The following is a 19233-nucleotide window of genomic DNA, read 5'->3' on the forward strand; positions in this document are numbered from 1 at the left end:
CAGTCCTAGAAATTATAGAGCCATTTTTTTACGTCTTATCCAGATATATTGTTCTTTCATTGTTTAAAAAATATTATTTATCACTATTTAAAGAATTAAGTTCGTTCTTTATTTGAGTTGTAGAGATCTCAGGTGTTCTTGGTAAATAAATTACTTGTGCATCTGTTAGTTGTTCAAGTTCATCAAATTGTCCAGCCCAATCATCGCCCATCACGAAATAATCTGCATGGTATTCTTTTATATCTTTTACTTTTTGTTCCCAATTTTCTTCAGGAATAACTAAATCAACGTAGCGAATAGCTTCAAGTAACTGTTTTCTTTTTTCATAACTAAAATAACATTTTTTTTGTTTCGCATTCCAATTGAATTCATCTGTAGAAAGGGCAACAATAAGATAATCTCCATATTGTTTTGCTCGTTTCAGTAAATTGATATGCCCGTAGTGAAGCAAATCAAAGGTACCGTAAGTAATTACTCTTTTCATCTTTCACCTCTCGAAATTCATTAATATACATTGTTAGTTTAGCATTTTTTTGTTAGAATTGAAAGAACCAGTTTATCCTAAAAAGGATAAGAAATGTTTATGAGAAATAGGTGGATGGAGGAAAAATGTTGAATGAAAAATTTTTAAAATATGTGAAAGGTTGGTATTTTATTTATTTTGGTTTTATTCTAATGTTACGAGCAATAGGCCCGTATTTACTATTACCTACTAGATATGATACTTTACTTTTTTGGCCTGCTGGAATAGCGGGAGTTGTCTTGATCATTATAGATGCAATTATTGCATTTAGAGAAAAAAATCTTAAAAAATATGATTGGCTATTAATTGCTTTTATTGGCGCGATGCTAGTAAGCAGTTTAATGAATTTAAAATATGGATATAGCGAAAATATCAAGTTAATCATGTGGCAATTAATCTTTTTCTTTATGATTTATCAGTTTGGCAAAGACTACAGTAGTAACTTTTTTTTCAAAGTATTTACTTGGATACTTTCATTGGTATGGTTTTTAGCTAATTTAGTATCATTATACTGGTTTGTCATTCAATATGGCATAAAAATTCCAATAAAATATAAGTATTACCCAGTTCGTTTAGGGTGGTTAGGCAACCGTTTATTTGGTGTATATACAGATCCAAATTTTGGTGCGGTTATATCATTAATTGTCATCATTATTGCTATATATTATTTGGTCACTTACAAGCATTTAAATCTTCTATTTAAAATATTTTTTGCAATTAATATTTTTATTCAATTCTCGTTTATTGCTTTATCGGGCTCACGCACCACATTAGTTTGTTTATTAATAGCAACTTTTGTTTTTAGTTTCTTTACAAGTTATAGTAGTCGTTTTCTTAAAACTAATACTTTAAAAAGATGGCTAACTGCATTAGTAGTAGGATTGCTAAGTATAATTGCGATGTATTATGTAACAGATATAACTGCTCAAGCATGGGCACATGTTCCGCATATTACAGAAATAAAAAAAGATATATCTGATTCATCAGGAACAACTAGCAGCAATAAAGTTGATTTAAAACGCCCTGACACTGATGGCGGGGATGTTTCTAATTTAAGGTTTGGACTTTGGAAAAGTGCAATTGAAATATTCAAGAGTAAGCCGATATCCGGCGGTTCTCCAGGATACTATATTGAATACGCACATGATAAACTACCATATACATTAATGGGAAAAGATACTTTAACTGCTCATAATTTTATTTTCTTAGTTATGGCTGCTACAGGAGGATTAGGTCTATTGACATTGTTAACCTTCTTATTTATCCAATGCTTTAAAACTTTGCGTTATTGTTTCACACAACCAAATCTAGTAAAAGATAAGCACTTTTTTGCTATTTTAATGATTCTTACAATAGCAGTTTCGGCATTATTTATCACAGAACTCATTTTGGTTAGTACGATAGGTTCATTTATTTTTTGGGGATATCTGGGTTCTATCCAAAAAACTATATCTAAAGAAGAAGGAGTAACTAATTGAAACTATTTTTAGGTATATAAAGTAGAAAAGAAAACTAGTTATCCCAACTTCAACAAATTTTATAGTTTTTACAATATAAAAATGGTAAACTAACTTTATTAAGTATGAGAATGCATAATTGGAGTGAATTTGATGGATACTATATTGATTACTGGTGGAGCTGGTTTTATCGGTTCAACGCTAGCGAATTATTTGGGAAAAGAAAACAAAATCGTAGTAGTCGACGATTTATCAATGGGAAAAAAAGAAAACTTGGATATGGAGAAACAAGTGACTTTCATTGAGGGGGATGTATCAGATCCTCAATTGATGGAAAGAATCATGAAACAGTATCAGTTTGCCTATATTTTTCATTTAGCTGCTGTAGCTAGTGTGGCAGATTCTGTAGAACGTCCTCTAGAAACTCATCGTGTAAATTTTGACAGTGCGCTTTTATTGCTTGAATTGGTACGAAAATATCAATCTGGTTTAAAACGATTGGTATTTAGTTCATCAGCTGCAGTTTATGGCGATGAACCAACGTTGCCAAAAAAAGAAGAATCGGTCATCCGTCCTTTAACACCATATGCCATCGATAAGTTTGCATCAGAACAATATGTTTTGGATTACTGTCATTTATATGATGTTCCGACTAGTGCTGTCCGATTTTTTAACGTTTATGGTCCAAATCAAAATCCTAACTCTCCATATAGCGGAGTTATTTCGATTCTAGTGGACCGATACAAAAAACAATTGGCAGGAGAAAAAACAGAATTTACTTTATTTGGTGATGGTAGCCAATCTAGAGACTTCGTTTATATAGAAGATGTTATACAAGCACTTTTACTTGTTGCTAAGGAAGAAAAAGCTTTAGGACAGCAATTCAATGTCGGTACAGGAAAAAGCACTACGCTACTTGAATTGATTCATTCAATTGATCAAATCTTAGGAACAGAGCTAGCGCTTAAATATGAAGCGGAGCGTTCAGGGGATATTCGTGATTCTTTAGCGGATATTTCAAAGATCCGTTCTTTAGGTTATCAACCCAAATTTGATATATTGAACGGAATGGAACGTTATTTAAAGACAGAAATCGATTGAAACAAAAAACCAGCATCCTGCTGGTTTTTTTGTCTCGACTTAGCTTTTTAAATTAACACCTTCCATCAGTTCGTAAATCTGATTTCTTAAATCAGTGGCCGGCAATTTGATGTTTTTATCAGATTGGATATTACTTTCCATGACGATTGCATCTTTTGTGTCTTTTTTCATCGCCGCTACTGCATGGAATCGATTGATATTTCCCTGAGCAAGGATATAATCATTTCCACTGTAAACACCGCCGCTGTAAGGATGTTTATCACCATTATTTTGCCACAATGAGAAAAGTAGTTCTTTTGGTATAATATCGCCAGACAGAACACTGGTAAAGAATTTGTTCAAGTCATAAACAGACATACTTATATTTCCTGTGCCTAATTCATTTCGGATGTCTGTTTCAGGCTCGACCAATGCTTTTGAATAATCGTCAGTTGCAGACATTTGGTAAGATACAGCATGCTGAGGGGAATTTTTTACATTTTCATAAAAATCTGTATGTTCTAGATGGAGTGGCCGAATGATTTCTTTTTTTAAAAGAGTTTCATAAGGCTGATTCATTAGTTTGATCAATACCCCTGTAAGCAATGTATAATTTAATGGTTCATAATGATACGTATCATAACCAGTAAATTTCAAATGATGAAGGGCAAACTGAATGATCTCACTATCTGACATAGGTTTTTTTGGAGAAGCGGTTCGATGAAGACCAGAGCGCATGTAAAGCATATTTTTGATTGAGATTTGCTGACTTCCAGGAATCTGAGGATAAAATTCAGATAGCTTTGTGTCAAAAGTTATCTTGCCAGATTGAATTTGTTTTAGGATAAGTAAAGCAGTCATCGCTTTTTGGATCGAACCGATTTGATAGTAAAGAGAAGGAGAATTCGATTCTTTTATGCGTAGATTTGCGTACCCATATCCTTTTTCTAATATCACTCGATTATTTTTGCGTACATAAATCGAACCGATATAATCTGATTTTTGCAGTAATTGATCAATTTTGCTGGCAAGCATCTGCTCATTAGATGTTAAATTGGAAGCAAGTTGTGCGGGTTCCGTTTTATAAATTTGTGGTTGAGGTTGTTTTGTTAATTGCCATCCTGTAATGATGCCTGTTGAAAAGAAGCTGACAGCCAGCAACAAAACTGCGAGAAAAGAAAGAGAGATCTGCTGTTTTTTTTGATGTTTTCCTTTTGCCATATTAAATCCTTTCTATCCATTTTTAACTATTTTTCATTGTAATCCTCAAAAAGAGCATTTGCCACTTACAATTTTGACATAATATTTGGTAAAATAATTCACGGCAGTAGAAATTTCATGTATAATAAACAGAGTTACGAAGATGATAGTAAGGAGGAGTTGTTTTGTCAGGAAACAAACAACACCCAAGCAAAGACAAAAAAGAAGCCAGTAAGGCAGCTACAGCAGATATAATCGACAAGCGGAGAAATCTGCGTAAAAAAGAAGATAAGATCGTGAGGAAGATCATTTTAGTGATCGCTCTTACATTATTGATTATTGGCGGATTTCTCGGGTTTACCGTATATCGTTATGTAGATAGCGGGTTGAAGCCTTTAGATAAATCGGACGACCAATTAGTCCAAGTGGAAATCCCAAACGGCTCTTCTAATAAGCAGATTGGCGAAATTTTGGAGAAAGACAATATTATTAAAAGTGGGATTGTTTTCAATTATTATACAAAATTTAAAAACTTAACTGGCTTTCAAGCTGGTTATTATCAGTTAGCGCCTAATATGACTCTTGATGAGATTGGCAAGCAGTTGCAAGAAGGCGGCACATCTGAGCCAACAAAAGTTGCAGATGGGAAAATTGCCATTCCAGAAGGCTACGACATCGATCAGATTGCTGAGCGGGTAGCGAAGGTAACAGGTAAAGACAAGAAAGAATTTTTAGATTTAGTAAATGATGAGACTTTCTTTAACGAGTTGTATCAAAAATTCCCAGAATTGTTGGAAAGTGCCTCTAAAGCTGAGAACACAAAATACCGTTTGGAAGGCTACTTATTCCCAGCTACTTATGATTACTACACGAGTACTTCGCTTAAGGATCTTGTGATTGAGATGGTGAACAAGACAAATACGGTCATGCAAAACTATTATTCAGCTATCAAACAGAAAAATTTGACTGTACAAGAAGTTTTAACTTTGGCTTCTCTAGTTGAAAAAGAAGGCGTAAAAGAAAATGATCGTAAAAATATTGCACAAGTCTTCTTTAACCGAATCAAGGCAAATATGCCACTTCAGTCAGATATCTCTGTTTTATATGCATTAGGAGAACATAAAGAATTGGTGACGTATGAAGATACAGCTGTAGATTCACCATACAATTTGTATACCAATACCGGCTATGGGCCTGGTCCTTTTGACAATCCAAGCGAAAAGGCAATCAAGGCAGTATTAGAACCAGCAGAAAATGACTATTATTATTTCGTAGCAGATACGAGCACTGGAAATGTTTATTTCGCTAAAACGTATGAAGAACATATGGAACTAGTGCAAAAATATGTAAATAATTCTTAGAAAAACAGGGGCTAGTCATTGATCATTTTTAGAAAAACATTTACATTTTAAGAAAAGCGTGGTAATCTTTTTTGGACTATATTCCTCAAAAGATTACCTTTTGCGGTATTTTATCGAAAAAAGGAGACGTTACACATGGTAGAGAAAGTTTATCCAATGACTCTAGAAGGTAAAGAAAAATTAGAAAAAGAATTAGAAGAACTAAAAACAGTTAAACGCGGAGAAATCATTGAACGAATCAAAATCGCTCGCGGTTTCGGAGATCTTTCCGAAAACTCCGAATACGAATCAGCTAAAGATGAACAAGCATTTGTTGAAGGAAGAATCACAACAATTGAAAATATGATCCGTTTTGCACAAATCATCGATAATGACGGCGTAGATGCAGATGAGGTATCGATCGGTAAAACAGTTACGTTCATCGAGTTGCCTGATGGAGATGAAGAAGAGTACACGATTGTCGGAAGTGCTGAAGCAGACCCGTTTTCTGGAAAGATTTCCAATGATTCTCCTATCGCGCAAGCATTGATTGGCAAACGTAAAAATGATGAAGTAACCATTGCTACACCAGGTGGCGATATGTTAGTTAAAATCGTCAAAGTAGAACAAGCGTAGTCTGACTGAAAGATCTAGAGAGTTCATCTTACTGATGACGCACTCTAGATCTTTTCTCTTTGAGTATTGCAGGTTTCACTGAACGATCTTACATCTAAAGTCCTATAGCCAACAGTCAAAAAAATAGGTATGATGAAATGAGAATGTGTCAGGAGGGAGAAAAAGCGATGAATAGTTCTTGGCGTTTTTTTGTGGTAGTCGAAGCACTGCTGCTGTTATTTGCTGTTTGGCAAATCGTAAACAATACTGGACTTTTGCTTTTAGTAATATTCGGTATTTTCAATATATATCTAGCTATGCGCAAATATCCTCGTACTAAATTTCAAAATTTTCAATTGATCTTAGGGAGCTTGGTCATTTTTTTTAGCTTAGTCAACAGTCCTGCTTTATGGATGATGGTTGTATTGGCCGTTTTATTTATCGGGCTGAAAGGTGTAGAGATTTCAGGAATAGATTTGACAAAAAATGCTTTTTGGCGAAAAAAACAGATCATGATGGTCCAAACAGAGCAATTAAAAACACATAATAATGAGCGTAAAAGACAGCAATTATTTGGTAACCAACGTATTGGAAACGACGTCTATGAATGGGATGATATCAACATTGCCATCATTTCTGGTGATACTATCATCGATTTGGGTAATACACTTTTGCCAAAAGATGATAATATTGTGATTGTAAGAAAAGGGATAGGCAGAACACGGATCTTAGTACCCCTGGGAGTGGCTATTCGTTTAGAGCATGCGACATTAGTAGGAAATGTCTTGTTTGAAGAAGAGCAGTTTTCCTTAAAAAACGAACAGATCAAAATCTGCAGCAGTGATTATGATGAAAATCCTCGCAGATTGAAGATCATTACCAATACCTTGGTTGGAGATGTCGAGGTGATACGAATATGATGGGAAGAATATCCAAAGCAATGCTAGCTGTTTATTCGGGGATTGCGGCTTTCCTTATTATTCTATTTTCACTTTTCACTTATTTTTATGCCAGTAACCAAAGTCATTGGTGGGGAGAATTGCTGCGTGCGCGTTTATTATACGTTCCGCTTATCTTCCATTTGATGGCAATTTCATTAGGTGTAGGATTGATCGTATTTCTATTGTTATCACTTATTCAAAAGGCAAAATACGGGAAAATCGAAGAAAAGCTTCGTGCACTTTCTTCTGGCAATTATGAATCCAAACTTTTGCATCAGCCGATCCCAAGCGCGTCGGATGATCTGTACATCAAAGATATTGATATGGAAATTGCTAAAATAAAAGAAAAAATGATCGAAGTATCCAGTGAATTACAGATTATGACTAGCCGTCCTCAATATGTAGATGGACAAACCAAAGAAGAGATTTTAGAATTAGAAAGGCATCGATTAGCTCGTGAGCTTCATGATTCAGTTTCACAGCAATTATTTGCAGCGATGATGATGATGTCGGCATTGACGGAGCAAGCAGAAAAAAGTGAGACACCAGAAATGTTCCGTAAGCAGTTGAAAATGGTGGCAGAGATCATCAACGCTTCCCAGTCTGAGATGCGTGCGCTGCTTCTTCATCTGCGTCCAGTCAATTTAGAAGAAAAAAGTTTAAAACAAGGCATTGAGCAGTTATTGAAGGAATTGCAGAATAAAATCCAGATTTCGCTAAAATGGGATGTAGAAGATGTAAAATTAACTAGTTCCATTGAGGATCACTTGTTCCGAATCGTTCAAGAATTGTTATCAAACACATTAAGACATGCTAAGGCTAATGAATTAGAAGTCTATTTGCATAAAATAGATAACAATCTTTTATTACGTATCATTGACGACGGGACAGGATTTAATATGAATGAAACCAAAACGGGAAGTTATGGATTGAACAATATCAAAGAACGAGTAGCTGGTATTGGTGGAACAGTAAAAATCATTAGTTTTAAAGGGCAAGGTACGAGCGTGGAGATCAAGGTCCCTTTGATGAAGGAGGCATAGATAAAGATGATAAAAGTTTTATTAGTAGATGACCATGAAATGGTACGCTTAGGCGTCTCTTCTTATTTATCTATCCAAGAAGACATTGAAGTGATTGGAGAAGCTGAAAATGGACGTCAAGGCTATGAAAAGGCGATGGCACTTCGACCAGATGTCATTTTAATGGATCTAGTCATGGAAGAAATGGATGGCATCGAATCAACAAAAGCAATCTTAAAAGATTGTCCAAAAGCCAAAATCATTATCGTCACAAGTTTTATTGATGATGAAAAAGTTTATCCTGCAATTGAAGCAGGAGCAGCAGGATATTTGTTGAAGACGTCTACCGCACATGAAATAGCTGATGCTATAAGGGCTACGCAACGCGGCGAGCGAGTATTGGAACCTGAAGTGACAACAAAAATGATGGAAAAAATGAGTCGGCGAAATGATCCAGTATTGCATGAAGAATTAACGAATCGAGAAAATGAAATTTTGATGCTGATTTCTGAAGGGAAAAGTAATCAGGAAATCGCGGATGAATTGTTTATCACACTGAAAACAGTTAAAACGCATGTGTCGAATATATTAGCTAAGTTAGAGGTAGAAGACCGAACTCAAGCAGCTATCTATGCGTTTAAACATGGTTTGGTGAAATAAAAACGATGATAAAGAGGATAATCAAAAGCTGAGAAAATAACTATTATTTTTCTTGGCTTTTTTACAATAATGATGCTTGCTTTTGTTTTTGGAAAGGCTTTGTTATACTGAGAAAAGAAGATACTAAAGGAGGAAAATGGTGAAACAAAATTTTGCAATTGTAGGCCTTGGACGATTTGGCGGAAGCATCTGCCGTACACTGATCGAAGCTGGACAAGAAGTACTGGCTATTGACAGTAATGAAGATCGAGTCAATGAATATATGAATATAGCCACTCATGCTGTTGTGGCAAATGCACAGGATGAGATGACACTTCGTTCATTAGGTATAAGAAATTTCGATCATGTAATTGTCGCTATTGGAGAAGATATCCAAGCCAGTATCTTAGTTACTCTGATGGTAAAGGAAATGGGCGTACCGAATATTTTAGCAAAAGCCCAAAATGAGTACCATGCCCGTGTACTAGAGAAGATCGGAGCAGATCGTGTCGTACACCCTGAGCGAGACATGGGGATACGGATTGCACATAACTTAGTATCAAAGAATATTCTAGACTACTTAGAGCTGTCAGATAAATATTCTTTAGCAGAAATCCGAGTCTCCAATCCTAAATTTTTCAACAAAACATTAGCTGAATTAAATTTCAGGCAACGTTTTGACTTAACAGTAGTCGCCATACGAAGAGTAGATCAAACGGTTATCGCTTCTCCTGCAGCAGATGAATATGTTCGCGAAAATGATAATCTACTGGTGATTGGAGAGACAGGCGATGTGGATATTCTAGACGATAAGATGAATCAATAGAAAGAAAAGAGAAAGTAGGTTGTTGGGATGGAATTAACGGTAACGCCAAAAGCACAAAAGTGGTTTGACTCAGAAATTGATCTGCCAGAAACTTACGGAATACGTTTTTTTGGAAAAGTCTACGGCAAAACAGAGGTTCATGATGGTTTTTCGATTGGAATGTCAGTTGAACAGCCAGAACATCCTGTAAAGAAAGTGGAAATGGATGGGACACTTTTTTTTATCGAGGAAGCAGATGAATGGTTCTTTAAAGGATATGATTTACTTGTTGATTATGATCCCAACCTGGAGGAGCCAACCTATCACTTTAAAAAACAATAAAAAAAGAGAGGGTGACACAAGTTTTGTGGCTCTTTGTCAATAAGGACTGATGGGTTGTACAAAATCAAATCTGGGTCAGAATGAACCTCATTCTGGCTCAGATTTTTTGTTATCTTACTTTGATTAATTGATTGATCAAAAAGATTCTAATTCTCATGTTCTCAAATGATTTAAATCCGTAGGATACTCGTTTCATTGTCTTTATATGGGTATTCTTCGCTTCTATTTTTCCATTGGTGTAAGGATAGATCATCGCGTTGGTGATGCCTTCTTCATAGGTCAGAAGGTTTTGGAGCTTTTCCCGAAAGCCGTCATCTAACGTTTCGGGAAGTTCTGCCAATAAGGAGAAAAATAAGTCAGGGTCTTTGTCTCGAAAGGCTTCAACTAATTCATGAAAATAGGGATACGCCTCCTTCAGGGACGTAGAAAAGCCAAGCAATCGATCAATCATCATCGCTTCCGTAAGAAATGGGTATTTTGGTGCTCGAAAACTTTTCCATGTTTTGTATTCATAATGGTTGATGTTTGCACGATTTTTTAGCAAAAAGCGCCAGTTCTTTTTCAGTTTTTCTGCCTGACTTTTCTGTCCTACTTTACGAAGTTCATTCATTTCACGGATACGCAACTCATTAAAGGCTTGATTCATGTGTTTGATAATATGAAACCGATCAATCACTACTTTCGCATTTGGCAGAATACGTTTGGTAAGCTGGAAGTAGGCGGCGTTCATGTCTGTGACTAAAAATTTTACTTCTTCAGGATTAGCGCAGCCTAAGAAATAGCTTGTTAATCGAGGCAATTTACGCGTAGGCAAGACATCAATTAATTGTCCTGTTTCGCCATCTGCGCAAATAAAGCTCATTTTATCTTCTATGGAAGCGTGCGAACGAAATTCATCAACCATCAATACTCTGGGGAGAATCCTCTTAGATTGCTTTGGTAAGTAGCTTTTAAACTCTTTCAACGTACGAATAACGGTGGTCAAAGATACCTGACAATTTTTCGCAATAAAAGATAAAGATACTTTTTCAGTCAGTAAAGAAGCAATTTTATATCTGACATGATTCGCGATTGAATGTCTGGGTTGAACAAAATAACTTTGAGCCGTCCAATGGGTTCGACAGTTTTTACAGGTATAGCGCTGCTTTTTTAAGCGCATAACCAAAGGCATGTGATTGTATTGTTCAAAGCGGACAATCGTTTCCTTCTTCCCATTTTTCACTACAATTACTTTCCCGTTTCCATCTACCACAGTAGAACCACAATTTCTACAGGTATGGGGAGCAGGTGAGAAAACAGCATCGACGATCAACGTCTTTTTCTTCTGAAAGGTCTCGTAAGAGACCTCTGTAATCATCAAATCTTTCTCTATTAATCGCAGCATTTTTTTGATAGAATCATTCATATAGCATATCGTCCTCTCAGTTGTTTATTTTGTCGTGATTTAATCATACTAGAGAACGATATGTTTTTTAATACTCTTAATTGTCAAATTAAGTTAGACAGATCATCAATACTTACGTAACTCAAAAATACTTCCAAAGGTGTTCGATAATCCAGTGATTTTCTAGGAATATTATTTCGTTTAGATGCGACAGATTGAATAAAAAATTCATCTACTGAATTGAAATCCATAGATTTCAATAAACCATCTCTACGTAACAATCCGTTAGAATTCTCGTTTAGGCCTCTTTGAGACGGCGTTCCTGGATCAGCGAAATAAATGGCAATATCATTGACATTACTGATCTGTTTCCAATTTGAAAATTCCTTTCCACAATCAAAAGTGATGGATTTGAATAGGTTTTTCGGTACAGATTCAAACCATTGATTTAATTTTTTTTCAATATCAATCGCTTGTCTACCACACGGTTTCAATGTGATGATAACTTTTGATAATCGTTCAACTAAGGTAATTACAGCACTTTTATGTTTCAGACCTACGATAGTGTCACCTTCAAGGTGACCAAACTCATTTGAGAATTGGCTATAATCCTTTTCACGTTCATGAATAGAGCGGCGGAAAGTTTGTTTTCCACGTCTTTCTTGATGTCCATTCGGTTTACGCTTGCCTTTCATCGGTAAGTCAGAAGAATCAAATAGCCCCTTTTTGAACATACGATAAATGGTACGAGCAGAACAACTAATAGGAAACGCTGCACGACCAACAATCACATCGGGTGTCCATCCTTGAACAACCTTTCTTTGAATATATTCTGATTGTTCCTCGGGTAAAACAAGCGGACGTCTACCACAGTTTGATTTGTTTTTCTTATACTGTTGATAATATTCTAAGGCTGATTTTCCTTGCTTGAAGAACAGATATACTTTATGGATCGTTTGTCTTGAACGATTCAAGCAATGGGCAGTTTTAGCAACAGATTGATTCATTTTGAAATAAGACTCTATTATTACAAGTTCATCCGTTGTAAGATGGGTATAGGTCATTTGTACTCACTCCTTATAATTCTTTGGTCGGAACTATTTTGAGTGTAGCACAAATGACTTTTTTAGTTGTCTAGCTTAATTTTACAATCGGCGTACCTAAAATAAAAATGGGGCTGAAGAATCAATTCTGATTCATCAGTCCCATAAATTATAGAGCCAGTTTTGTCACCTTCTCTTTGTTCTTTTGAAAATATTGTTTTCAGCTATTAATATCCTGCAGACAATTTTACTTGATTGGTTTGAAGCTCATGGGTGGCAAAGTAGCTTTTCAGATTGGTTAAAAAAATAGCCATTAATTTCTTTTGAAAATCAGGTGTCAAACCTGCAATGTGGGAAGTAATCAGTACATTGTCCATTTTCCAAAGAGGATGATCTTGTGGAAGAGGCTCTTCCTCAAAAACGTCTAATGCTGCAAAGGAAAGTTGCTGGTTATTTAAAGCCTGCACCAGATCTTGTGTCTTAACAGAAGCACCACGGCCAACATTGATGAATACAGATTTTGGATCAAAGTGTTCAAACATATGCTGATCAAAGAGCCCAGTTGTTTCCTCCGTTAGAGGTAAGATATTGACTACGAAATCTACTTCAGGAAGAACTTCCTTTAGTTGATTTAAAGAAAAAGTCTTTTCCATTCCTTCTGCTGGATGACCGGATGTATTGATTCCATAGCAGTTCATGTCTAATGCTTTGCATTTTTTTGCAATCATTTTTCCAATATGGCCAGTTCCAATGATTAGTATTTTTTTTCCTTGGATAGATTGGTAATGGACCGATGAACCTAACCATTTCATGTCACTCTGTGCTTTTTGTGCTTGAAAAAGACCACGAGAATACCCAAGGATGATTCCTAAGACATGCTCCGTAATCGATTCACTGTGGATGCCACTACCATTTGAAAGTAAAATATGTTTCTTTGAAAAAGTCTCAAGGGGTAGCTGATCAACACCAGCTGAGATAGATTGGACCCATTTCAAGGTAGAAGAGGCTAATAGTTTTTCTTGGTAGTCTGAGTTCCAGCCCAAACTGATCTCTACATTTTGTAGATCCTCTGGTTGTAATTCTGTTTTAAAGATATAACCAGGCGCTATAGTATGGATTTCTTCGATAAATTCATCACGAAATGGACGATCTGCATAAATGATTCTTTCTGACATAGTTAATTTCCCGCCTTTCTTTACTCTAAGTGTAGCGCATACAAGAAGAACTTTGAAGCGCCTTGCTTGTTTTTTGAGAAAGAAATATTTTTCAAATAAAAAAGGGGCTGTGACAAAAAAATGTCACAACCTCTAAAAGGGTCTATTGAAGTAGAAATAACGAGTTGTCTTTATTTCTTAATTGATCGATATTTTTGCCCATCCTTTGACAGCTTGAGCAAAAATAAAGATTCCTGCAAAAGCAATGAAGGCGCTTGTGTCAAAAGAAGGAAGAAAGACCATCAAGATTGTTGCAATTATAGTAGGCAATGAAATTGAATAGATCAATGTTTTTAAACAATCAAGAAAAGTAGCTTTTGTTAGTCGAAAGCGTGCATAGAGAAAAGCAGCAATGTTGGTAAATAGCAAAGTGATCAGCAGATTCAGAAAACTAGGATAAATAGAAAATATAAATGTCAGGACTTTTATCCAAAGTGGTATAGATGCTTTACTTAAAAAAGAACGGAGCTCCTTACCTGTTAAGTTTTTTAAAGATTCATTGGTGTAGGGAAGTTCTAATTGGTTATTGTTCAACAAAGCAGAAGTCGTGCCTGTATTAGGAAGAGCTATGATAAGTTTGTTTTTTAACATCCCGACACTAACAAAATTCCCCATCAAATCAGTAGAGATGTCCTGTTCTGTTCGTTTTCCCTCTGGATCAAATGTGAAGATAATGGAGTTTGTTTGGTAAATGAATCCTTCTTTTTCTTCGGTTTGAAGCTGCCCGTTTTGGATTGTAAAATCAGGAATGCGAGTAGCAATCTTTTGCCCATCCAATTGAATGTTGTTTAAGACTTGAAAAACTTGAAAAGAGATTGGCAAAGCCATAATTATACTCAAAACTAAAAGATAGACAATGGCTTTCCAAAATGGGACATTTCTCGTCTCCTTTAGGTCTTTGAATCGTATAAAGGAACTGATAATTAATTGTTTTGTTGTCATAAGTACTCCTCATCTAGTAGTGTCATCACTTGCAATTCTAGCGAAGTATCAAGTGAAATACAAGTGCTTTAGGGAAACATCTGAATGATTGGTGAAATATCAAAAAAATGTTATTCTTGTCTAAAGACTATCCAATATAAATAAAATGGAGGAAGGAATAGTGCCTACACAGCCACAGAGATCATCAAAAAAACTATTTGGAGTAGTGGTTTTGAATGCGGTGATCACTTTATCAGAATTTATTGGAGGGATTATGTCAGGGAGTTTGTCTCTTGTTTCAGATGCTTTCCATAACCTTAGTGATACATTGGCAATTATTTTTTCTTACGGGGCACAAAAAATGGCCCGAAAAGAAGCAAATAAAAAACGTACGTATGGCTACCAGCGTTTAGAAATATTGAGTGCTTTCATCAACTCATTCATATTGATCATATTATCCTTGTTTTTAACCGTTGAAGCATTCAAGCGGTTCACTTCACCAGAAAAGATAAATAGTCATTTGATGCTAACAGTAGCAGTTATTGGATTGCTCGCGAATTTGTTCTCAGTATTATTATTACGACAAGAAGCAGATGAAAGTTTGAATATAAAATCTAGTTATTTGCATTTGTTAAGTGATACACTGTCTTCGGTAAGTGTGATTATCGGAGCAATTTTGATCCGTTTTTTCGATATCTACTGGATCGATCCAGTTATTACACTGATCATTTCGATATATATATTGATAGAAGCGATAATGGTGATCAAAAAAGCTGCCGCTATTTTGATACAAAGTGCACCTGCTATTGACTATGAAAAAATGGAACAAGAAATTGAAGCAATCGATGGGGTAAAGAATGTTCATCATGTCCATATTTGGCAGTATAGCGAAAAGATAATTATTTTCGACGGACATATTGATTTTGAAGATCAGCTACTAAGCGAGATTGAAAAGATATATCCTCGTATAATTTCTTTATTAAAATTAAAATATGGTATTACACATGTGACGATCCAAGCAGAGACAAAGGCAAAGGATCAAAAAAAATTAATTTTTTTAAATAAAGATGAAAGTTATTGAAATATAGAGTATGATAAATAAGAATTTTTAATAAGGTAGGTTGGCTCATGAAGCAGTATCGACAGTTAAAAGGATATTTAGAAGCAAAAGGATATTGGGAGATACTAGTCTATCTCTTTTTTGGTGGTTTGGCTACGATTGTAAATTTTGTTAGTTTTGCTCTCGCACGCCAATATTTTGATTTAAGTATGGCCTTATCCAATTCTATTTCGTGGTTTTGTTCTGTATTGTTTGCTTTTGTAACGAACAAACTTTGGGTATTCCATTCAAAATCACCGAATTTTACACATGCACTTATTGAATGCGGTAAGTTCTTCTTCTACCGTATCCTTTCTTACGGATTGGACATGGGGGCAATGGTATTGTTGATCAATGTTATGAACAGCAATGAGTATGTGGCGAAAATCATCACTCAAATTATTGTTATCCTAGCGAACTATATTTTCAGCAAGTTGTTTATTTTTAAAGAAACTGAGGTTTTTGAAGAAGAAGTAGGTCAAAGTGAAAAAGACGACTAGGCATAACAATTGAAGAATTTCCTTCTCTTTGTTACTCTTTGTAATGTAGACATTATAAAGAAAACATTGAGGAGGAATTTTTTTATGACTTACACATTACCAGATCTACCTTATGCATATGACGCATTGGAACCTTATATTGACGAAGAAACGATGCATCTGCATCATGATAAGCATCACAATACTTATGTGACGAATTTAAATGCAGCAATTGAGAAATACCCAGAATTAGGCGAAAAAACAATAGAAGAATTATTATCTGATATGGACGCTATTCCAACAGATATCAAGACAGCTGTACGTAACAATGGTGGCGGACATGCTAACCATTCATTTTTCTGGGAAATCATGGCACCAAATGCTGGTGGCGAACCTACAGGAGAAATAAAAGAAGCGATTAATGAAGCTTTTGGTGATTTTTCTTCTTTTAAAGAAGAATTCAAAAAAGCAGCCGCTGGACGATTTGGTTCTGGATGGGCTTGGCTTGTAATGGAAAATGGAAAATTAGCTATTACCTCTACTGCAAATCAAGATTCTCCATTGATGGAAGGAAAGACACCAATTCTAGGTTTGGACGTTTGGGAACATGCTTATTATTTGAAATATAAAAATGTCCGACCAGATTATATTGCAGCATTCTGGAATGTTATTAATTGGGATGAAGTAAACAAACGTTTCGAAGCAGCAAAATAACCATTTCCTCCGTCATATCAGTCTTAAAAATAATTTGGAAAATAAAAGAGCGAAAGCTTGCTAGCGTTTTCTAAATTGGGTATAATGTTCTTGCAAGGTTACTTGCAAGAACTTTTTTGGAGGCTATACATTTATGGAACACGGAACGGTTAAATGGTTCAACAATGAAAAAGGATTTGGGTTTATTACAGTAGACGGCGGAGATGACGTATTTGTTCATTTCTCAGCAATTCAAGGAGACGGCTTCAAGAGCCTAGAAGAAGGTCAAGAAGTAGAATTCACGATTGTTGAAGGTGCACGCGGACCTCAAGCTGCTGAAGTGACTAAATTATAATAATTTGTTGAATAAAGACACGACTTCTTAGAGAGTCGTGTCTTTTTGTCTATTTATGAAGTTTTTAGATTTTTTGGCTAAGTAAATGCATTTGTTCACTTGACATGTCCTAACTAATTATCAAGCAAGGAACATTTTCTTCGTTAGTAATGGATTTTAAAGAAATTTCAGTTTTTGGATGTTGAATAAAAGACCATTTGTGAAACCACTAGTATACATACTCATTACCATGTCAATTCTATTACTTTAAAAGAAAATCGTTTTACTTTGAAGAGGAGCATATCTATCCATTAAAAGATGATGGTAATGAAATCACTAGTTCGAGTCATTTTAAGAGCCATGCAGTGAGCTGGAAATAAAACGAATAGAAGATGGGTTTAACAAAAGGACCAGTCATAGGAAGAAATTTTCGTGAAATCGAATGATAATCTGAACGGTAGGCAAAGACTGTTAAAAAGATGGGAAAGGTATGTGCGATCATTTTACTGCACGATTATTTGGAAAATACCTTGTTGTTCGCTTTTTCTGGAAAAAATACGTAAAAAAAGATAAAACGATTGCGAACTGCGTGTATTCGGTCTTTCGATCTTTTTCACGGTATGGTATGATAGTTAAGAATTTTGAGAAATTTTAAAAAATAGTAATCGTTACACAAAAATGTTTTTTAAAGTTTTCTTATGATTAAAAAGTGAATTTGCTGATTGAACAGTTATATGAGACAATATTTTAGAAAATGTGAAACAGAGGTGTATTATGAAGCGATGGCAAAAAGTTCTATTAACCTTGTTAGGGGTATTTGTTTTGCTGATTGCCGGATTATCAGCATACGGAATCAGATTTATGGGAGAAGCGAGCCAAACAGTAAACAAAATTTCTAAAAACTCTAATCGAATATCCTCCAAACGTTCTGAGAGAGTAAGCATTGATGACAAAGAACCTTTTTCGGTTTTGCTATTAGGTTTAGATACCGGTGGATTAGGAAGAACGGAACAAGGACGTTCTGATACGATGATGGTAGTAACAGTTAATCCGAAACAAAAAAAATCAACGATCATCAGTTTGGACCGAGATATTTATACGAATATCGTAGGTTATGGAACGGTAGATAAATTAAATCATGCCTATGCATTTGGTGGTGTCGAAATGGCCATGGATTCAATTGAGCAACTGCTCGATATTCCTATTGATCATTATGTAACGATCAATTTGGATGGCATGGAAGATTTGATCAATGCGGTCGGTGGCATCAAAGTGAATAATAAAATTGACTTTACTTTGGATGGTGTCCATGTACCAGTAGGTGAACAAACATTGAATGGAGAAAAAGGTTTAGCCTATTCTCGAATGCGACACGAAGATCCAGAAGGCGATATCGGTCGACAACGTCGTCAGCGGGAAGTAGTGACGAAAATCGTCAATAAAGTTTTAAGTTTAGATGGCGTAAGCAATTATAGAAAAATTTTAAAAGCAGTTGAGAACAATGTGACGACGGACTTAGATTGGGATGACATGCTTGATGTAGCGACGAACTACACCCCTGCGTTTGAAACAATCAAACAAGACCAGTTGCAAGGCGAAGGACAAATGATCAATGATATCTACTATCAAATTTTAGGAAAAAATGATCTTCTTTCGATCCAAAATGAACTGAAGAAACAATTAAATATAAAAACAAGCGATACATTACCTAATTTGAAAAATGAGAATGCTTCAATGATGTTCTTTGATGATTCGGAAGATGGCGATTCGACAAACGGTGATGGATCGAATAGTGAAGGGTACACCGATTATTCTTCCTATTCAGAAAACACATATGATCAGTACCAAGATCCGAATACCTATTATCAGCAAACAGAAGATACAAGTCAGTACTATACACCAAGTCAAGATACTCAAAGTTATGATCCTTACGCTGGACAGGAACAAAATGGTTATGGTTATGACCAGAATAATGAGTATGGAACAACAAGTGGGTACTAGAAAAAAATAGTTTGGTTAATAAAGAGTGCCACCTAAATTAGACAAAAAATCTAACTTAGGTGGCACTTTTTCTATGTGTTAAATTACAGGACGTCTCTTTT

General features: G+C 35.4%; 20 protein-coding genes. 14 read left to right on the forward strand and 6 right to left on the reverse strand.

What is annotated here, in order from left to right:
- Window positions 1–73: 73 nt before the first annotated feature.
- A complete protein-coding gene (tagD, locus tag ACIFUW_RS04350) occupies window positions 74–484 on the reverse strand; it encodes a glycerol-3-phosphate cytidylyltransferase (RefSeq protein WP_002298530.1) in 411 nt (136 codons plus the stop codon).
- A gap of 125 nt (window positions 485–609) precedes the next feature.
- Here tagD and ACIFUW_RS04355 point away from each other — a divergent pair, with 125 nt between their 5' ends.
- The gene (locus tag ACIFUW_RS04355; RefSeq protein ID WP_002298532.1) at window positions 610–2001 is read left to right on the forward strand and encodes an O-antigen ligase family protein; all 1392 of its coding nucleotides are present in this window, start codon (window positions 610–612) and stop codon (window positions 1999–2001) included.
- Window positions 2002–2133: 132 nt separating this feature from the next.
- A complete protein-coding gene (locus ACIFUW_RS04360; protein WP_002298534.1) occupies window positions 2134–3081 on the forward strand; it encodes an NAD-dependent epimerase/dehydratase family protein in 948 nt (315 codons plus the stop codon).
- A 39-nt stretch (window positions 3082–3120) separates the two neighbouring features.
- Here ACIFUW_RS04360 and ACIFUW_RS04365 read toward each other — a convergent pair whose 3' ends face one another.
- Window positions 3121–4281, reverse strand: a complete 1161-nt coding sequence (locus ACIFUW_RS04365; RefSeq protein ID WP_002297066.1) for a serine hydrolase domain-containing protein — start codon at window positions 4279–4281, stop codon at window positions 3121–3123.
- Between the two features lie 164 nt (window positions 4282–4445).
- Between ACIFUW_RS04365 and mltG the strand changes: the two genes are divergently transcribed.
- The 7 genes from mltG (at window position 4446) to ACIFUW_RS04400 (ending at window position 9964) form a co-directional block, all read left to right on the forward strand.
- Window positions 4446–5621, forward strand: coding sequence for an endolytic transglycosylase MltG (mltG, locus tag ACIFUW_RS04370; RefSeq protein ID WP_002348690.1), 1176 nt, complete (start codon window positions 4446–4448; stop codon window positions 5619–5621).
- Between the two features lie 135 nt (window positions 5622–5756).
- Window positions 5757–6236 carry a transcription elongation factor GreA gene (gene greA / locus ACIFUW_RS04375; RefSeq protein ID WP_002295409.1) on the forward strand — a complete coding sequence of 160 codons (480 nt, stop codon included), beginning with the start codon at window positions 5757–5759 and terminating at the stop codon, window positions 6234–6236.
- A gap of 167 nt (window positions 6237–6403) precedes the next feature.
- Window positions 6404–7135 (forward strand): cell wall-active antibiotics response protein LiaF, encoded by a 732-nt coding sequence (gene liaF / locus ACIFUW_RS04380; RefSeq protein ID WP_002295408.1) that lies wholly within the window; start codon window positions 6404–6406, stop codon window positions 7133–7135.
- Complete coding sequence (gene liaS / locus ACIFUW_RS04385) at window positions 7132–8199, forward strand: two-component system sensor histidine kinase LiaS (protein ID WP_002348689.1); 1068 nt, start codon at window positions 7132–7134, stop codon at window positions 8197–8199. The genes liaF and liaS overlap by 4 nt, the downstream gene beginning before the upstream one ends.
- Window positions 8200–8205: 6 nt before the next feature.
- Window positions 8206–8838 (forward strand): response regulator transcription factor, encoded by a 633-nt coding sequence (locus ACIFUW_RS04390; RefSeq protein WP_002348688.1) that lies wholly within the window; start codon window positions 8206–8208, stop codon window positions 8836–8838.
- Window positions 8839–8977: 139 nt separating this feature from the next.
- On the forward strand, window positions 8978–9643 hold the full coding sequence (locus ACIFUW_RS04395) for a potassium channel family protein (RefSeq protein WP_002289151.1): 666 nt from the start codon (window positions 8978–8980) through the stop codon (window positions 9641–9643).
- Between the two features lie 27 nt (window positions 9644–9670).
- A complete protein-coding gene (locus ACIFUW_RS04400; RefSeq protein WP_002318627.1) occupies window positions 9671–9964 on the forward strand; it encodes a HesB/YadR/YfhF family protein in 294 nt (97 codons plus the stop codon).
- A 109-nt stretch (window positions 9965–10073) separates the two neighbouring features.
- Here ACIFUW_RS04400 and ACIFUW_RS04405 read toward each other — a convergent pair whose 3' ends face one another.
- The 4 genes from ACIFUW_RS04405 to ACIFUW_RS04420 all read right to left on the reverse strand — a co-directional run bounded on the left by ACIFUW_RS04405 (window position 10074) and on the right by ACIFUW_RS04420 (window position 14547).
- The gene (locus tag ACIFUW_RS04405; RefSeq protein WP_002297185.1) at window positions 10074–11369 is read right to left on the reverse strand and encodes an ISL3-like element ISEfa5 family transposase; all 1296 of its coding nucleotides are present in this window, start codon (window positions 11367–11369) and stop codon (window positions 10074–10076) included.
- A gap of 83 nt (window positions 11370–11452) precedes the next feature.
- Entirely contained in the window at window positions 11453–12412 is a 960-nt protein-coding gene (locus ACIFUW_RS04410; protein WP_002301399.1) for an IS30 family transposase, read from the reverse strand.
- A gap of 206 nt (window positions 12413–12618) precedes the next feature.
- Complete coding sequence (locus ACIFUW_RS04415; protein ID WP_002289148.1) at window positions 12619–13566, reverse strand: phosphoglycerate dehydrogenase; 948 nt, start codon at window positions 13564–13566, stop codon at window positions 12619–12621.
- A gap of 177 nt (window positions 13567–13743) precedes the next feature.
- Window positions 13744–14547, reverse strand: coding sequence for a DUF1189 domain-containing protein (locus tag ACIFUW_RS04420; RefSeq protein WP_002348731.1), 804 nt, complete (start codon window positions 14545–14547; stop codon window positions 13744–13746).
- A 145-nt stretch (window positions 14548–14692) separates the two neighbouring features.
- Here ACIFUW_RS04420 and ACIFUW_RS04425 point away from each other — a divergent pair, with 145 nt between their 5' ends.
- The 5 genes from ACIFUW_RS04425 (at window position 14693) to ACIFUW_RS04445 (ending at window position 19132) form a co-directional block, all read left to right on the forward strand.
- Window positions 14693–15607, forward strand: coding sequence for a cation diffusion facilitator family transporter (locus ACIFUW_RS04425; protein ID WP_002318002.1), 915 nt, complete (start codon window positions 14693–14695; stop codon window positions 15605–15607).
- Between the two features lie 47 nt (window positions 15608–15654).
- Window positions 15655–16125, forward strand: a complete 471-nt coding sequence (locus tag ACIFUW_RS04430) for a GtrA family protein (protein WP_002292862.1) — start codon at window positions 15655–15657, stop codon at window positions 16123–16125.
- Between the two features lie 84 nt (window positions 16126–16209).
- The gene (locus ACIFUW_RS04435) at window positions 16210–16818 is read left to right on the forward strand and encodes a superoxide dismutase (RefSeq protein ID WP_002298541.1); all 609 of its coding nucleotides are present in this window, start codon (window positions 16210–16212) and stop codon (window positions 16816–16818) included.
- 133 nt (window positions 16819–16951) lie between these two features.
- Window positions 16952–17152 carry a cold-shock protein gene (locus ACIFUW_RS04440; RefSeq protein ID WP_002292860.1) on the forward strand — a complete coding sequence of 67 codons (201 nt, stop codon included), beginning with the start codon at window positions 16952–16954 and terminating at the stop codon, window positions 17150–17152.
- 753 nt (window positions 17153–17905) lie between these two features.
- Window positions 17906–19132: an LCP family glycopolymer transferase gene (locus ACIFUW_RS04445; RefSeq protein ID WP_002295400.1), complete on the forward strand. Its 1227-nt coding sequence runs from the start codon at window positions 17906–17908 to the stop codon at window positions 19130–19132.
- Window positions 19133–19233 lie beyond the last annotated feature (101 nt).

The organism is Enterococcus sp. PLH-Efm8 (genome assembly GCF_053011625.1).

Bases quoted from the DNA above. Each gene is read 5' to 3' on its own strand.
- ACIFUW_RS04365 (WP_002297066.1), bottom strand. From the start codon at position 4,281: ATGGCAAAAGGAAAACATCAAAAAAAACAGCAGATCTCTCTTTCTTTT.
- ACIFUW_RS04430 (WP_002292862.1), top strand. From the start codon at position 15,655: ATGAAGCAGTATCGACAGTTAAAAGGATATTTAGAAGCAAAAGGATAT.
- ACIFUW_RS04360 (WP_002298534.1), top strand. From the start codon at position 2,134: ATGGATACTATATTGATTACTGGTGGAGCTGGTTTTATCGGTTCAACG.
- liaF (WP_002295408.1), top strand. From the start codon at position 6,404: ATGAATAGTTCTTGGCGTTTTTTTGTGGTAGTCGAAGCACTGCTGCTG.
- ACIFUW_RS04445 (WP_002295400.1), top strand. From the start codon at position 17,906: ATGAAGCGATGGCAAAAAGTTCTATTAACCTTGTTAGGGGTATTTGTT.
- ACIFUW_RS04410 (WP_002301399.1), bottom strand. From the start codon at position 12,412: ATGACCTATACCCATCTTACAACGGATGAACTTGTAATAATAGAGTCT.
- ACIFUW_RS04440 (WP_002292860.1), top strand. From the start codon at position 16,952: ATGGAACACGGAACGGTTAAATGGTTCAACAATGAAAAAGGATTTGGG.
- tagD (WP_002298530.1), bottom strand. From the start codon at position 484: ATGAAAAGAGTAATTACTTACGGTACCTTTGATTTGCTTCACTACGGG.
- ACIFUW_RS04355 (WP_002298532.1), top strand. From the start codon at position 610: ATGTTGAATGAAAAATTTTTAAAATATGTGAAAGGTTGGTATTTTATT.
- liaS (WP_002348689.1), top strand. From the start codon at position 7,132: ATGATGGGAAGAATATCCAAAGCAATGCTAGCTGTTTATTCGGGGATT.
- ACIFUW_RS04390 (WP_002348688.1), top strand. From the start codon at position 8,206: ATGATAAAAGTTTTATTAGTAGATGACCATGAAATGGTACGCTTAGGC.
- ACIFUW_RS04420 (WP_002348731.1), bottom strand. From the start codon at position 14,547: ATGACAACAAAACAATTAATTATCAGTTCCTTTATACGATTCAAAGAC.
- ACIFUW_RS04435 (WP_002298541.1), top strand. From the start codon at position 16,210: ATGACTTACACATTACCAGATCTACCTTATGCATATGACGCATTGGAA.
- ACIFUW_RS04400 (WP_002318627.1), top strand. From the start codon at position 9,671: ATGGAATTAACGGTAACGCCAAAAGCACAAAAGTGGTTTGACTCAGAA.
- ACIFUW_RS04405 (WP_002297185.1), bottom strand. From the start codon at position 11,369: ATGAATGATTCTATCAAAAAAATGCTGCGATTAATAGAGAAAGATTTG.
- ACIFUW_RS04415 (WP_002289148.1), bottom strand. From the start codon at position 13,566: ATGTCAGAAAGAATCATTTATGCAGATCGTCCATTTCGTGATGAATTT.
- greA (WP_002295409.1), top strand. From the start codon at position 5,757: ATGGTAGAGAAAGTTTATCCAATGACTCTAGAAGGTAAAGAAAAATTA.
- ACIFUW_RS04425 (WP_002318002.1), top strand. From the start codon at position 14,693: ATGGAGGAAGGAATAGTGCCTACACAGCCACAGAGATCATCAAAAAAA.